This is a genomic window from Flavobacterium sp. (assembly GCF_040402835.1).
Classification (GTDB): domain Bacteria; phylum Bacteroidota; class Bacteroidia; order Flavobacteriales; family Flavobacteriaceae; genus Flavobacterium.
Genome location: NZ_JBBALW010000017.1, coordinates 53,907 through 67,837, shown reverse-complemented (window position 1 = coordinate 67,837; position 13,931 = coordinate 53,907). Strand labels below are relative to the sequence as shown.

Below are 13,931 nucleotides of genomic sequence, written 5' to 3'. Positions count from 1 at the left end.
TAATTTATCTATTTTTGTCTAATAATCTGTATCGATTATTTAGGACTAGTCATTATGTTGAAGACTATTTTTCTTTAACTTCTTTGTTTGATGTCGTAATATATTTATCTAAAGCCATTGTCATGGAAGGAGATTCAGGCGTAGGAGCCATAATATCAACTCGCAATCCGTGTTCTAAAGCTTCTTTTTGGGTAGTGCTTCCAAATACTGCAATTCGAGTCTCGTTTTGTTGAAAATCAGGAAAATTCATGAATAATGATTTGATTCCTGTTGGACTAAAAAACGCTAAAACATCGTAATATACATCTGCCAAATCAGACAAATCACTCATTACGGTTTTATAAAAAACGGCTTGAGTCCAATCTACTTTTAAATTATTCAAAATGATTGGCGCTTCTGCATTCAATTGATCGGAAGCGGATAACAAAAACTTTTCGTCTTTGTATTTCTTTAGTAAAGAAGTCAAGTCGATAAAATCCTTTTGGCCAACATAGATTTTACGTTTTCTATACACAACATATTTTTGTAAATAGAAAGCCACTGCTTCCGACTGACAAAAATATTTCAATCCTTCTGGAACTTTGTAACGCATTTCGTCAGCAACTCTAAAAAAGTGATCTACAGCGTTTTTACTTGTTAAAATTATTGCGGTAAAATTATTTAAGTCTATTTTTTGAAGTCTAATCTCTTTTGCGTTAACTCCTTCGACATGAATAAAAGGTCTGAAATCAATTTTTACTTTATGCTTTTGTTGTAGCTCAAAGTAAGGAGAATTCTCCACTTTAGGCTCAGGCTGTGACACCAAAATTGTTTTCACTTTCATATTTGACATTTTCTAATATGCTAATTTTTTGTAAACCAATAATACATAAAATAGTAAGGTGCTATTTCAAGTGCGCAAAGATACAAAATAAAATAAAATAACTTGCCCAATAGTATGTTTTGATAATTTTTTAATGACACTAAATACGTGAATAAATTGATTAACAGTACAATAGCAACAAAAACAAGTATGAATTTTTGGGCAATAGTTTCATAATAAAACAAAAAACAGTTTACAGGCAAAAGGAAAACACCAATATAAGTTCTATAACTTACTTTTTGTAAGTTGAATTGTTCGGCAAATTCTTCAATATCAAATGCTGTTGCAATAATTTTTTCGATTAAATATTTAGATAATATATAAACGGTTAAAAAAGTAACTATTTGAATATAAATTAGCCAATCCGTTTTTAAGATATATCCAAAACTGTAAAGTAATAAATGAATAAAAAAAGAAAATGAAATTAACTGAACAACAAATAAAATGACGGTAAATAAACTCATCATTTGACCAGAATCTTTATACACTTTAATGTATTTATCCGAAAAAATAAGTCTTGAAAATTCATTAAACCTGTTTTCAAATAGTGATTTTGAAACTGCAATCAATACAAATGAAAATATAAATAAAGCGGTTGCCCAATCTTTATTTTCAACTATTCGAGGATGAAGTACATTTTCAATCATATTGGTGCAAAATTACTAAATTTTTCAACTCTTTTATTTATTATACAATTATTATGAATCCGAAAACATAAAAAGTTTATTTTTGCATAGAAATTCAGACAAAAATATGAGCATTAGCATTGTTATAATCCCTACCTATAACGAAATTGAAAACATTGAAAGCATCGTTAGAGCTGTGTTTTCATTGCATAAGCCATTTCATATTCTTGTTGTTGATGACAATTCCCCTGACAAAACTGCCGATAAAGTAATTGAACTTCAAAAGGAATTTGGAAGTCAATTATTTTTAGAAAAAAGAGAAAAGAAAGCAGGATTAGGAACCGCTTATGTGTTTGGTTTCAAATGGGCTTTGGCAAAAGAGTATGATTATATATTTGAAATGGATGCCGATTTTTCTCATAATCCTACCGATTTAGAAAAATTATACGATGCCTGTCATTTTGGTGGTGGCGATATCGCAATTGGTTCAAGATATGTAACTGGCGTGAATGTTGTAAACTGGCCATTAAGTCGGGTTTTGATGTCGTATTTTGCATCCTATTATGTGAAGAAAGTCACAGGAATGAAAATCCACGATGCCACTGCAGGATTTATGTGTTATAATAGAAAAGTATTAGAAACTATAAATTTGGATAAAATTAAATTTATTGGTTATGCATTTCAAATTGAAATGAAATACCGAGCCTATTGTAAAAATTTCAAAATTGTAGAAGTTCCAATTATTTTTACAGATCGAACCAGAGGCGAATCAAAAATGAGCAATTCGATCATAAAAGAAGCCGTTTTTGGAGTAATATCACTTAGAATAAGTAAGTTTTTTAATCGATTATAAGCAAGAAAACAGATGAACAGGATTTTAATCAAAAACGCAAAAATTGTAAATGAAGGAACAATTTTTGTCGGCGATGTATTAATAGAAAACGAATTAATAGTTGAAATTGCAGAAAGTATAAGTGCAAAATCTTCCAATTGTAAAATAATTGACGCGGAAGGAAATTACTTAATTCCCGGCGCAATTGACGATCAAGTGCATTTCAGAGAACCTGGATTGACTCATAAAGGCGATATTGAATCGGAATCTCGGGCAGCTGTTGCGGGCGGAATAACGTCCTATATTGAACAACCCAATACTGTTCCAAATGCGGTAACTCAAGAAATTTTAGAAGAAAAATATAAAATTGCAGCAGAGAAATCGTATGCAAATTATTCTTTTATGATGGGTGGAACTAATAACAATTTAGAAGAAATTCTAAAAACGAATCCTAAAAATGTTGCCGGAATAAAACTATTTTTGGGTTCCTCAACAGGTGATATGCTAGTGGATAGTTCCGATTCATTGGAAAAAATATTTTCAAATACAAAATTATTAATTGCTGTTCACAGCGAAGACGAGTCAACCGTAAAAGCCAATCTCGAAAAGTTCAAAGCAGAATATGGAGAGGATATTCCTGTTAAATTCCATCCCGATATTAGAAGTGTAGAAGCGTGTTACAAATCGACGGTTAAAGTTATTGAATTGGCTAAAAGAACAGGTGCTAGATTGCATGTTTTTCATCTTTCAACAGCAAAAGAATTAGATTTATTTACGAATAAAATTCCTTTAGAAGAAAAGCAAATCACAGCCGAAGTTTGCATTCATCATCTCTGGTTTTCTGACAAAGATTATCAAACGAAAGGTAACTTAATTAAATGGAATCCAGCTGTAAAATCCGAAAGTGACAGAGCCGCATTATGGGAAGCTTTATTAGATGACAGGATAGACGTTATTGCAACAGACCACGCACCGCATACTTTGGAAGAAAAAAATCAAGTTTATACGAAAGCGCCTTCCGGTGGTCCATTAGTGCAACATGCTGTCGTAGCAATGTTTGAAGCACATTTGGAAGGAAAAATTTCGGTTGAGAAAATCGTTGAGAAAATGGCGCATAATCCTGCGAAAATCTTCAAAATTGAAAAACGAGGATTTATAAAACAAGGATATTATGCCGATTTGGCAATTGTAAATTCTGGATTGCCTTGGAGCGTAAAAAAAGACAATATTTTTGCAAAATGTGGATGGTCACCGTTTGAAGATTTTACGTTTAGATCAAGAATAACCCATACATTTGTAAACGGACAATTGGTATATCAAAATTTTATTGTGAAAGATATTCGTTGTGGAAAAAGATTATTGTTTGACCGTTAAATAGTTATACCTTTCAATTATGAAAAAATTAGTCACTTCGTTTTTACTTTTTGCAATTCTAATAAGTTGTCAAAAACCTGCTGTTCAAAAACCTGATAATTTGATTGACGAGGAAGTAATGGTTGATATTATGTATGATATTTCCGTTTTAGAAGCTATGAAATCTCAAAAAGCGGTTGTTTTGGAAGCAAATAATATCAATCCAAATACTTATATTTATAAAAAGTATAAAATTGACAGCCTTCAGTTTGCCAATAGCGATAAATTCTACGCTTCGGACATAAAAAAATACAAAGAGATTTTTGACAAAGTCAATAAAAGAATGGAAGAAAAAATTGAGAGTTTCAAAAAAGCGAATACTTCAAAACCAGAGAAAACAACCAATTAATTTTTAATTTTTTCCAATTTTGGTTGCAAAGCCACAATTTCGTTGATGTATTCTTTGGTGTTTCTAAATTGAAATGCAAAGACATCTTTAACTTTTTCATTTGAATACAAACTAGTCGAATGACTTGAACGGGCCGAATCTTTTGAAATTTTCCTATTTTGATTAAACACTTCTGATGTAATCCAATTCAATCGCCAAGCAATTTCTGTAATCCATTTTGAGGCATGGAATTTGGGTTTTTTAAATTTCAATGCGTCTGCAATGGCGTTCAAAATGGTTTCATAGGAATAATTATCTTCAATAATCACAAAGCGTTGTCCGTTATTGTTTTCATCATCTTCCATTTTATTCATTGCCAAAATCAATAAAGCTACCACATCTGAAACGGCTACAAACCCAGTAAATCCTTTGGTGTAAAACGGTAACCCATTGGCAACAGCTGAAAAAAGCGTACCACTTCCTTTGTTCCAAAAACCAGGTCCAAGAATAATTCCAGGATTTAAAACGGCAACTTTCAAGCCTTCTTGTTGCCCACGCCAAATTTCCATTTCGGCACCATATTTTGAAATTGCGTAATCGCTGTGGGGCTTTTCGGGATTCCAATCGGTTGCTTCGGAAATTCTGATTTCGTGTTCTTTCAAATCGCCCAAAGCGGCAATCGAACTTACAAAACATAGTTTTTTGACGCCATTTGCAATGCAAAAATTTACAATATTTGCTGTTCCTTCAATGTTGGTTTTTCGTAGAAGTGCTTCGTCCTTGGGGTCAAATGAAATCAAAGCAGCGCAATGATATACCGAATCGACATTTGCGAAAGCGATTTCTAAAGACGGAACATCGGTGATATCGGCTTGAATCCATTCAATTTTTTCAAATAAATTACCTTTTCCATATAATTCAAATAGAGATTTCGTTGCCATTTTAGAAGTTGAATTTCTATAAATAGCACGAATATTTTCGCCCTTTTCAATTAATTGAAGTGCCAAATGAGAACCTACCAAACTTGTTGCGCCAGTAATTAATATCATACTACGAAAGTACGAAATAGGATGTAGGAAACATATTTTTTTTCGATTAACCGAATAAACAAATCAACAAATCAACATTAAATTTTATCTTTGCCTAAATTGATTGAAAATGGAGAATATTATTGAAGAATTGCAGTGGCGTGGATTGGTTCACGACATTATGCCTGGAACCGAAGAACAATTGTTGAAAGAAATGACGACAACATATATAGGATTTGACCCAACGTCAGATTCGTTGCACATTGGTAGTTTGGTACCGATTATTTTATTGGTTCATTTGGAGCATTTTGGACACAAACCCATTGCTCTTGTTGGTGGTGCCACAGGAATGATTGGTGATCCGTCTGGAAAATCCGACGAAAGAAATTTATTAGATGAAGCCACTTTGAACCATAATGTTGCGGGTATAAAAAGCATTTTATCGCGTTTTTTAGACTTTAATTCTACTGCAAAAAATGCACCTATTCTTGTGAATAATTACGATTGGATGAAGGATTTATCGTTTATAAATTTTGCTCGTGATGTTGGAAAAAGAATCACAGTAAATTATATGATGGCGAAGGATTCTGTGAAAAAACGATTGACAGGCGACGGCGAAGGAATGTCATTTACGGAATTTACCTACCAATTAATTCAAGGTTACGATTTTTATCATTTGCATAAAGAATACAATTGTTTGCTTCAAATGGGCGGTTCAGACCAATGGGGAAACATCACAACTGGGACTGAATTGGTGCGAAGAATGAATCACGAAGGTGCAAAAGCGTATGCAATGACGTGTCCTTTAATCACCAAAGCGGATGGTTCTAAATTTGGTAAATCAGAAGGTGGAAATGTTTGGCTTACCGCCGATAAAACTTCGGTTTATAAATTTTACCAATTTTGGCTGAACACAACCGATGTTGATGCAGAAAAATACATTAAAATTTTTACTTTTTTAGACAAAAATACTATCGATAATTTGATAGTAACGCACAATGAAGCGCCGCATTTAAGGGTTTTGCAAAGAAAATTAGCAGAAGAAGTTACTTCTTTTGTTCATTCTAAAGAAGATCTAGAAAAGGCAATTGAAGCATCTGAAATTTTGTTTGGAAATGCAACTTCTGAAGATTTGAAACAATTAGATGAAGCTACTTTTCTGGATGTTTTTGACGGTGTACCGCAAGCAGAAATTTCCAGAAATGAAATTGAATTTGGAATCAATATTGTGGATGTTTTAAACGAAAAAACAGGATTTCTAAAATCAAATGGCGAAGCAAGACGCGCCCTAACAGCCAATTCAATTTCAGTAAATAAAGAAAAAGTTACAGAAGAATTTGTGCTTATGAATACACATTTAATTAACAATCAGTTTGTGTTATTGCAAAGTGGAAAGAAGAATTATTTTGTAATTCGAGTGGTTTAGTTGCATAATTGTTTAATCGAAGAATGTTGAATCGTTTAATCGAAATTTCGGTTAACCGATTAAACCCATAACCGAATCAACTTTTTACAAAACCATCAAATTACAACCTCGAATATCAGAATTGTCAAAACGTCCCAATACTTCAAAAGAGTTGTTGGGATTTTTTTTGCCTAAATCTTGTGTTGCGATAAAAGAACAGGAATTGATATTGGCTAAATCAATTACGTTTATTCCGCCAGTTTTCCCACTTTCGACATAAGTCAAAGCATCTTCAGTGTTTCGTATTAAAATTTGCATCCAGGAAGGGCATTCAAAAACACCTTCACCTAAAGAGTATGCTTGGGACAATAGTTCGGTCATTCCATATTCAGAATGTATTGCTGTAACCCCAAAACCACAGCAAAGTTGGTCATGCAATTCTTCGCGAATCATTTCTTTGCGTTTTCCTTTCATGCCGCCAGTTTCCATAATAAAAGTATTTTTTAATTGGAATTTTTGTTTCTCAATTAAATCCAATAAGGCATAGGTAACACCAATTAATATCACATTTTGGCCTGATGTGTCAAGTGCAATTAGCTTTTCAATTAAGGCTCCGTGATTGTGAAGATAAAATCCGCTTTGTGGGTTATTCGTTTTATTAATTAAATCTTTAACCATATAAATTAAGGAAGATCCTTCGCGTTCTAAATAGGAGGGAAGTAACGCTAAAATGGCATAATCCTCTATGTTTCCATAGAATTGCGCAAACCCTTTTTGATAACTTTCCTCATATAACGAGATATCTGTAACATAATGACAGCTTGTAATTATTCCGGTAGTTCCACTGCTAGTAAATGTTTCCTGAAAAGGATTTTTATTTGAAACAACTGTATGACTTTTAAAGAATTGTATTGGGAGAAATGGGATTTGTTGTAACGATTTCACGTCATAAACTTTGACATTCATAAGATTGCAAAATTCATTGTAAACTAAATTGTTTTCATGTTGGAATCGAAACACTTTAAGCGCAATCTTTTCAAACTGTTTTTGGTTGGAAATGCTGAATATGTCAGTTGTTGAAATCAAGAATTGTTTTTTGCAAAGGTAATTAAATAATAAAAAGGGTTTCAAATTACTTTTATCCGTAATAATCAATAGTCTAAAAAGGAGTAAATTTTGCGATTTTCTTTAAATTTATCATAAATAATCTAATACATAGTATATTAGAATATATTTATACTACATTTGACGTCTTATTATAAATTTGTATATATGAATATTTTCGTTGGAAGCCTTCCTTTTAGTATTGAGGAAGCAGATTTAAGAGAGTCTTTCGAGGCTTATGGAACAGTTGATTCTGTAAAAATTATTACTGATAAATTTACTGGAAGAAGTAAAGGATTTGGATTTGTTGAAATGTCAAATGACGATGATGCTCAAAAGGCTATCGACGAATTGAACGGTGCTACTGTTCAAGGACGTGCAATTGTTGTAAACAAATCTGAGCCAAAACCAGAAGGTGAAAGAAGAAGTTTTAACAGCAATAGTCGTGGTGGAGATTCACGTGGTGGATATGGTGGTGGAAACAGTCGTGGTGGAGATTCACGTGGTGGAGACAACCGTGGTGGTGGAAACAGAGGTGGTTATTAATCACTTTTCTGAATTTAACATTCATTAAAATCTTATAAATGGCCTAGGCTATTTTATTAAATAATGAGAGCCGTTCAATTATTGAACGGTTTTTTTATGCTTTTTTTTTGGAAAGTAATAGTAAAGCACGCTCTAATTTTATCCCTCAATTAAATATCAAAAAGAAAGCACCAGTTGTAAAACTGATGCTTTCTTGACTATATCGAAAATTATTATTTTTTCTTTTTCGCTGCAGGAGCTTTCGCTGCTTTTGCTGCTTCTTGAGCTGCTTTCATAGCTGCACGAGAAATTCTTACTTGACAAACAACAGTGTTGTCTGGGTGGATTAATTTGTATTTGTCAGAAACAAGTTTCGTAACATACAATTTATTACCCATTTCAAGTCCAGAAATGTTGGCCTCAATAAAATCTGGAAGATTTTTTGGCAACGCTTTAACTTTCAATTTACGAGTGTTTAAACGTAAAACACCTCCTAATAAAACACCTGGAGAAACACCTGTAATTTGAACAGGAACTTCCATAGTGATTTCTTTGTCATCAAATAATTGAAAGAAGTCAATGTGTAAAATTTTGTCTGTAACTGGGTGAACTTGAATGTCTTGTAAAATTGCATTGTATGACTTACCTTCACCTACTTCAATCACAACTGTGTGTGCGTTTGGAGTGTAAACCAAGCTTTTGAATGCTCTTTCATCTGCTGAAAAATGCACTGGTTGATTTCCTCCGTATAACACGCAAGGAACCGCTCCAGCATTACGTATGGCTTTAGTCGCAACTTTGCCCACGCTTTCTCTTTCTGATCCTTTAATTGTAATCGATTTCATTGTAAATATATATAGTTAATAAATAATTGGCAATATGCTTTTGGCAATTGGCTTCAAGCTTTGTAAAACGTTCGACTTTAAGACTTTCGACTTTAAGACTATTTTGATTTACATTAAAAATTTTCCACTAATGGAATTATTGTGATGTACCATGTGCATTACTTCAGCAAATAGAGGCGCACAACTTATCACTCTAATTTTATTTGACTCTTTCTTTAATGGAATAGAATCGGTAACAATTAACTCGAGTAATTTCGAGTTTTCAATTTTTTCGTAAGCATCTCCAGATAAAATAGCGTGGGTACAAATTGCTCTTACGCTCAATGCTCCTTTTTCAATCATTAAATCTGCGGCTTTCGCCAAGGTGCCTCCGGTATCAATCATGTCATCAACTAAAACAACATGTCTTCCTTTAACTTCACCAATCAACTCCATTGTGTCGATAATATTGGCAACTTTTCTTTGTTTGTAGCAAATTACCACATCCGATTCTAAAAATTTAGAATAGGCATACGCTCTTTTTGAACCTCCCATATCAGGAGAAGCGATAGTTAAATTTTCTAAATTTAAACCTTTTAAATAAGGTAAAAATATTGTCGAAGCAAATAAATGATCTACTGGTTTTTCAAAGAATCCTTGAATTTGATCTGCATGCAAATCCATCGTCATAATTCTTGTAGCACCTGCAGTTTCTAATAACTTCGCTGTCAATTTTGCTCCAATCGGAACTCTTGGCTTGTCTTTTCTGTCTTGTCTTGCCCAACCAAAGTAAGGAATAACAGCAGTAATATGTCTCGCCGAGGCTCTTTTTGCTGCGTCAATCATAAGCAACAATTCCATCAGATTATCTGCACTTGGAAAAGTCGAGCAAACGATAAAAACGCGTAATCCTCTAATAGATTCCTCGTAAGAAGGTTGGAATTCACCATCACTATATTTCGAGAATGTAACTTTACCTAGAGGTATTCCATAGTTTTTGGCTATTTGTTCCGCTAAATATACACTTTGGGAACACGCAAATATCTTTGCTTCTGGTTCTTGATGTGACATTTTAATGTGTTGTTTTATTCCGATACAATCGATAGAACTTGGCTTTTATGTTTATTAAAGCTATAGTTATATAAATGCCTCGGATGTAGTTAGTTAGTTGTGTGTCGTTTTACCGAGGTGCAAATTTAGTAATAAAATTGAACTGGGAAAGGAAAATTTAGAGTATTTTATATATTAAATGTAAATATATTTTTTACATTTGCACCGTGTTAAAGGAATAGATGGTTGTTTTTTCATAACAGCTACCTCTTTTATTGTGTTTAAATACAGGTTTTATTATCTGTATTTATTGTCTGTCAAGCCCGAATGGCGGAATTGGTAGACGCGCTGGTCTCAAACACCTGTGGGAAACCGTGCCGGTTCGACTCCGGCTTCGGGTACAAAAACCTCTGAGAAATCAGAGGTTTTTTTCGTTTATGAAAGTGGAGATAATCTTTTTTAAGTTGCGTGGTTTCAGGTACAAAAGCTATTAGAAATTATAGATTTTTACTTTTTAAAGTAATTTTTGGTATGCCAAATAATAATTCCTTAATTTTGAAATATTAATTGTTGTTACAAATGAAAAAGGTTCTCGCTTTAGTATTAATTTTTTTGATTTCTTCCTGCCAGTATTTTGGTAATGAAGTGCCGTCTAAAAAAGAATTATTAGATAAAGAAATGAAAGCCATCAATTGGAATGAAGTGGATGAATTTCCGTCTTTTTCTGAGTGTGAAAAAATCAAAGATGAAACAATGCAAAAACAGTGTTTCTTTGCATTTCTAACCCAAACAATACAAGATAAATTAAATGTAGATACGTTGTCTGTTTTGTATCCTGAACTCGATACAATTGAAGTAAAAGTGACCATTTTTGCAAATGCAACGATGAAATTTGAGCCTCAATTTCCAAAAGACAGTATTGCATACGACACCATTAAAATTGACAGTATTCTTCACGCACGATTGGTTGATTTTCCAAAAGTTCACCCAGCAATTAAACGTGGAATCCCCGTGAAAACTCAATTTGTATTACCTGTTATTTTAAAAATAGAATAATTACGTTTTCCATTTAGATTTAAAATTTAATACGTAATAACTTCCAATTAGCACTGGCAAAACCACATTCAGAAACCACATCAGAGTGCTTATAAAAATAACAATCCATTCGTTGACGTGCAATAATCCGAAGAAATAAACGGCAACACTTCCCTTTACAGCAAAATCTAAAAACTGAAAAGTGGGCAATGACGAAGCTAAAAAATATACTGTTGCAATGGTTGCCATTAAAGTGAAATAAGGCAATTGAACATCAAAAGCCAAAAATAGAAAACAGTATTGATGTGAAAAAATCAAGTAGCGACAAACCGCCAAGTAATTATTTTTTCGATGAATGCTTTTGGGAATTTCATTGATTTTATAAAGAATTTTTTCAATTGAATACCCTTTAATTTTTACTTTTTTTAATCCAAATCCTAAAGCAAAAAATCCTATAACGACTACTAAAAGAAATACTACCCATTTGCCGTAGCCTAAATACAAAAGACCAAAAATTCCAAAAACAACACTTAGAATCAATTGAATTCCATTGCAAATCAAATTTAAAAACACAATATTCTTTGCTTGAGATTTTTCGAAAAACAGTGCTTTTCCTGCATATTCTCCAATTCCATTTGGTGTAAACAATCCGGCGGTCAAAGCTCCTAAAACTTGTTTTGTAGCATCAAATAATGTTATTTTATGGAGGTAAGAAACTAAATTCTGCCATTTTAAAATCTCGAAAAATCGATTCAAAACGCTCAGAAAAAGTATAAATGAAATACCAAGAAAAGATTTATTTTTGTTGAATTTTTCTACAAAAAGCACCCAATTTAATTTGTCATTATGGGCTAATTGTTTGTAAATAAAATAAAATGCACCTCCAACAATCAAAAGTTTGATTAAAAGAACAAGTAATTGTTTAGCTTTGTGAGAAATTGATAGCATATAGCCCAACCCTAAAAAGGGTGAATTTGTATAAATTTATAATAATGGGCTAAAGTAATAAATAAACACTGAAACGAATCCAAAATTGACAAAAGAGAGAATCATATTAGGAATTGACCCTGGAACGACCATTATGGGTTTTGGTTTGATTAAAGTTATCGGTAAGAAAATGGAATTTTTGCAATTAAATGAGTTGCAATTGTCCAAATACAACAACCATTACCAAAAACTAAAAATCATTTTTGAACGCACCATTGAGTTAATCGAAACGCATCATCCTGACGAAATTGCTATTGAAGCCCCTTTTTTCGGGAAGAACGTACAATCGATGTTGAAACTCGGACGAGCGCAGGGAGTTGCAATGGCAGCGGGACTTTCGCGAGATATTCCCATTACAGAATACGAACCCAAAAAGATAAAAATGGCCATTACTGGAAATGGAAATGCAACCAAAGAGCAAGTGGCAAAAATGTTGCAACAACTTTTAGGACTTAAAGAATTACCGAAAAATTTAGATTCCACCGATGGATTGGCAGCAGCCGTTTGTCATTTTTTTAACTCAGGAAAAACAGTTGGCGAAAAAAGTTATACGGGTTGGGATGCTTTTGTGAAACAGAACAGCCCCCTGACCCCCAAAGGGGGAAATAGTTTGTCCATAAATGTTCCAAAAAAGAACAAATAAATATGGATGATTTAAATAATGAAAGTCTTTTTGGCCCCTCCCCTTTGGGGAGGATGGGTGGGGCTCTCTACATCCACATCCCTTTTTGCAAACAAGCCTGCCATTATTGCGACTTCCATTTTTCGACTTCATTGAAGAAGAAAGACGAGATGGTTATGTCTATTGCCAATGAATTAAAGTTGCGTAAAAGTGAATTTGAGAATGAAATAGTGGAAACTATTTATTTTGGCGGAGGAACGCCTTCTGTTTTGCAAGTTGCCGATTTAAAATTTCTGATTGAAACCGTTTATGAGAATTATTATGTTATCGAAAACCCTGAAATTACCATTGAAGCCAATCCCGATGATTTAACCGAAGAACGAATTATTGAATTGTCACAAACAAAAATCAACCGTTTAAGCATTGGAATTCAATCTTTTTTTGAGGACGATTTAAAGCTGATGAATCGCGCGCACAATTCCGAAGAAGCCAAAAAATGTTTGACAATTGCCACTAAATATTTTGATAACATTTCGCTCGATTTGATTTATGGGATTCCTGGAATGAGCAATGAAAAATGGAAAAAAAATATTGAAATTGCGTTGTCTTTTGGCATTCCGCATATTTCGAGTTACGCTTTAACAGTCGAACCGAAAACTGCTTTGCACAAATTAATTCAGACTGGAAAAATTGAAAAACTAAATGATGATATTGCTCAAGAGCATTTTTCTATTTTGGTAGAACAGCTTGAAGCAAATGATTTTATACATTACGAATTATCGAATTTTGGAAAGGAGAATTACTTTTCTAAAAATAATTCGTCGTATTGGCTTGGTAAAAAATACATTGGAATTGGTCCTTCGGCACACAGTTATAATGGCATTTCCAGAAGTTGGAATGTTTCTAATAATTCGCTTTATATAAAGGCATTAAAAGAAAATCAACTTCCAAATGAAGAAGAAATCCTAACAATTACAGATCGCTATAATGAATATATAATGACTGGATTACGAACAATTTGGGGCGTTTCATTGGATAAAATAGAAAAGGATTTTGGAATTATTTATACTGATTATTTGATGACGCAAGTTCAGAAATTCTTGAATGACGATTTGGTTTTTATTGATGAAAATATATTAAAACCTACAAAAAAAGGAAAGTTTTTGACAGATGGAATTGCATCAGACTTATTTTACTTAAATTTGGAGTAGTTTAACCACAAAGTACACAAAGAAAAACAAATCTTAGTGAACTTAGTGAAACCTTTGTGATCTTTGTGGTTTAATATAT

General features: G+C 32.9%; 15 protein-coding genes and 1 tRNA gene. 9 read left to right on the top strand and 7 right to left on the bottom strand.

All coding sequences use genetic code 11. The features are described from left to right. Positions 1-64: 64 nt before the first annotated feature. Together AC9UEH_RS07560 and AC9UEH_RS07555 are read right to left on the bottom strand one after the other, a co-directional pair. Entirely contained in the window at positions 65-823 is a 759-nt protein-coding gene (locus tag AC9UEH_RS07560) for a uroporphyrinogen-III synthase (protein WP_509530346.1), read from the bottom strand. 20 nt (positions 824-843) lie between these two features. Further along, positions 844-1,509, bottom strand: a complete 666-nt coding sequence (locus tag AC9UEH_RS07555) for a DUF4271 domain-containing protein (protein WP_509530343.1) — start codon at positions 1,507-1,509, stop codon at positions 844-846. A 106-nt stretch (positions 1,510-1,615) separates the two neighbouring features. Here AC9UEH_RS07555 and AC9UEH_RS07550 point away from each other — a divergent pair, with 106 nt between their 5' ends. From AC9UEH_RS07550 to AC9UEH_RS07540, 3 genes are read left to right on the top strand one after another with little or no spacing between them, the layout of a single operon-like run. Then, positions 1,616-2,341 (top strand): polyprenol monophosphomannose synthase, encoded by a 726-nt coding sequence (locus tag AC9UEH_RS07550; RefSeq protein WP_509530340.1) that lies wholly within the window; start codon positions 1,616-1,618, stop codon positions 2,339-2,341. 12 nt (positions 2,342-2,353) lie between these two features. After that, on the top strand, positions 2,354-3,694 hold the full coding sequence (locus tag AC9UEH_RS07545) for a dihydroorotase (RefSeq protein WP_509530338.1): 1,341 nt from the start codon (positions 2,354-2,356) through the stop codon (positions 3,692-3,694). A gap of 19 nt (positions 3,695-3,713) precedes the next feature. Next, positions 3,714-4,082, top strand: a complete 369-nt coding sequence (locus AC9UEH_RS07540) for a DUF4296 domain-containing protein (protein WP_509530336.1) — start codon at positions 3,714-3,716, stop codon at positions 4,080-4,082. Here AC9UEH_RS07540 and AC9UEH_RS07535 read toward each other — a convergent pair. Continuing rightward, complete coding sequence (locus AC9UEH_RS07535) at positions 4,079-5,110, bottom strand: NAD-dependent epimerase/dehydratase family protein (protein WP_509530333.1); 1,032 nt, start codon at positions 5,108-5,110, stop codon at positions 4,079-4,081. The two genes, AC9UEH_RS07540 and AC9UEH_RS07535, sit on opposite strands and share 4 nt — an antisense overlap. A 109-nt stretch (positions 5,111-5,219) precedes the next feature. Between AC9UEH_RS07535 and tyrS the strand changes: the two genes are divergently transcribed. Beyond that, on the top strand, positions 5,220-6,515 hold the full coding sequence (gene tyrS / locus AC9UEH_RS07530; RefSeq protein WP_509530330.1) for a tyrosine--tRNA ligase: 1,296 nt from the start codon (positions 5,220-5,222) through the stop codon (positions 6,513-6,515). 84 nt (positions 6,516-6,599) lie between these two features. Here the strand turns inward: tyrS and AC9UEH_RS07525 are convergent, their stop codons facing one another. Further along, a complete protein-coding gene (locus AC9UEH_RS07525; protein ID WP_509530327.1) occupies positions 6,600-7,580 on the bottom strand; it encodes a LuxE/PaaK family acyltransferase in 981 nt (326 codons plus the stop codon). A gap of 186 nt (positions 7,581-7,766) precedes the next feature. Here AC9UEH_RS07525 and rbp point away from each other — a divergent pair, with 186 nt between their 5' ends. Beyond that, a complete protein-coding gene (gene rbp / locus AC9UEH_RS07520; protein WP_509530324.1) occupies positions 7,767-8,144 on the top strand; it encodes an RNA-binding regulator in 378 nt (125 codons plus the stop codon). A gap of 212 nt (positions 8,145-8,356) precedes the next feature. Here rbp and AC9UEH_RS07515 read toward each other — a convergent pair whose 3' ends face one another. Beyond that, positions 8,357-8,968, bottom strand: a complete 612-nt coding sequence (locus AC9UEH_RS07515; protein ID WP_509530321.1) for a 50S ribosomal protein L25/general stress protein Ctc — start codon at positions 8,966-8,968, stop codon at positions 8,357-8,359. Positions 8,969-9,076: 108 nt separating this feature from the next. Then, a complete protein-coding gene (locus tag AC9UEH_RS07510) occupies positions 9,077-10,018 on the bottom strand; it encodes a ribose-phosphate pyrophosphokinase (protein ID WP_509530318.1) in 942 nt (313 codons plus the stop codon). Positions 10,019-10,318: 300 nt separating this feature from the next. Between AC9UEH_RS07510 and AC9UEH_RS07505 the strand changes: the two genes are divergently transcribed. Beyond that, positions 10,319-10,398 (top strand) — tRNA-Leu (locus AC9UEH_RS07505). Between the two features lie 178 nt (positions 10,399-10,576). Continuing rightward, positions 10,577-11,053, top strand: a complete 477-nt coding sequence (locus AC9UEH_RS07500) for a hypothetical protein (RefSeq protein ID WP_509530316.1) — start codon at positions 10,577-10,579, stop codon at positions 11,051-11,053. Here AC9UEH_RS07500 and AC9UEH_RS07495 read toward each other — a convergent pair whose 3' ends face one another. Beyond that, the gene (locus AC9UEH_RS07495; RefSeq protein WP_509530313.1) at positions 11,054-11,980 is read right to left on the bottom strand and encodes a hypothetical protein; all 927 of its coding nucleotides are present in this window, start codon (positions 11,978-11,980) and stop codon (positions 11,054-11,056) included. It abuts the gene before it with no gap. Positions 11,981-12,065: 85 nt separating this feature from the next. Here AC9UEH_RS07495 and ruvC point away from each other — a divergent pair, with 85 nt between their 5' ends. After that, complete coding sequence (gene ruvC / locus AC9UEH_RS07490) at positions 12,066-12,662, top strand: crossover junction endodeoxyribonuclease RuvC (protein WP_509530311.1); 597 nt, start codon at positions 12,066-12,068, stop codon at positions 12,660-12,662. A gap of 53 nt (positions 12,663-12,715) precedes the next feature. After that, complete coding sequence (gene hemW, locus AC9UEH_RS07485) at positions 12,716-13,852, top strand: radical SAM family heme chaperone HemW (RefSeq protein WP_509530350.1); 1,137 nt, start codon at positions 12,716-12,718, stop codon at positions 13,850-13,852. The last annotated feature ends 79 nt before the right edge of the window (positions 13,853-13,931 follow it).

What these genes read in the sequence shown, in the direction of transcription:
- AC9UEH_RS07560 (WP_509530346.1), bottom strand. Translation starts at nt 823, where the DNA reads ATGAAAGTGAAAACAATTTTGGTGTCACAGCCTGAGCCTAAAGTGGAG.
- AC9UEH_RS07555 (WP_509530343.1), bottom strand. Translation starts at nt 1,509, where the DNA reads ATGATTGAAAATGTACTTCATCCTCGAATAGTTGAAAATAAAGATTGG.
- AC9UEH_RS07550 (WP_509530340.1), top strand. Translation starts at nt 1,616, where the DNA reads ATGAGCATTAGCATTGTTATAATCCCTACCTATAACGAAATTGAAAAC.
- AC9UEH_RS07545 (WP_509530338.1), top strand. Translation starts at nt 2,354, where the DNA reads ATGAACAGGATTTTAATCAAAAACGCAAAAATTGTAAATGAAGGAACA.
- AC9UEH_RS07540 (WP_509530336.1), top strand. Translation starts at nt 3,714, where the DNA reads ATGAAAAAATTAGTCACTTCGTTTTTACTTTTTGCAATTCTAATAAGT.
- AC9UEH_RS07535 (WP_509530333.1), bottom strand. Translation starts at nt 5,110, where the DNA reads ATGATATTAATTACTGGCGCAACAAGTTTGGTAGGTTCTCATTTGGCA.
- tyrS (WP_509530330.1), top strand. Translation starts at nt 5,220, where the DNA reads ATGGAGAATATTATTGAAGAATTGCAGTGGCGTGGATTGGTTCACGAC.
- rbp (WP_509530324.1), top strand. Translation starts at nt 7,767, where the DNA reads ATGAATATTTTCGTTGGAAGCCTTCCTTTTAGTATTGAGGAAGCAGAT.
- AC9UEH_RS07515 (WP_509530321.1), bottom strand. Translation starts at nt 8,968, where the DNA reads ATGAAATCGATTACAATTAAAGGATCAGAAAGAGAAAGCGTGGGCAAA.
- AC9UEH_RS07510 (WP_509530318.1), bottom strand. Translation starts at nt 10,018, where the DNA reads ATGTCACATCAAGAACCAGAAGCAAAGATATTTGCGTGTTCCCAAAGT.
- AC9UEH_RS07500 (WP_509530316.1), top strand. Translation starts at nt 10,577, where the DNA reads ATGAAAAAGGTTCTCGCTTTAGTATTAATTTTTTTGATTTCTTCCTGC.
- AC9UEH_RS07495 (WP_509530313.1), bottom strand. Translation starts at nt 11,980, where the DNA reads ATGCTATCAATTTCTCACAAAGCTAAACAATTACTTGTTCTTTTAATC.
- hemW (WP_509530350.1), top strand. Translation starts at nt 12,716, where the DNA reads ATGGGTGGGGCTCTCTACATCCACATCCCTTTTTGCAAACAAGCCTGC.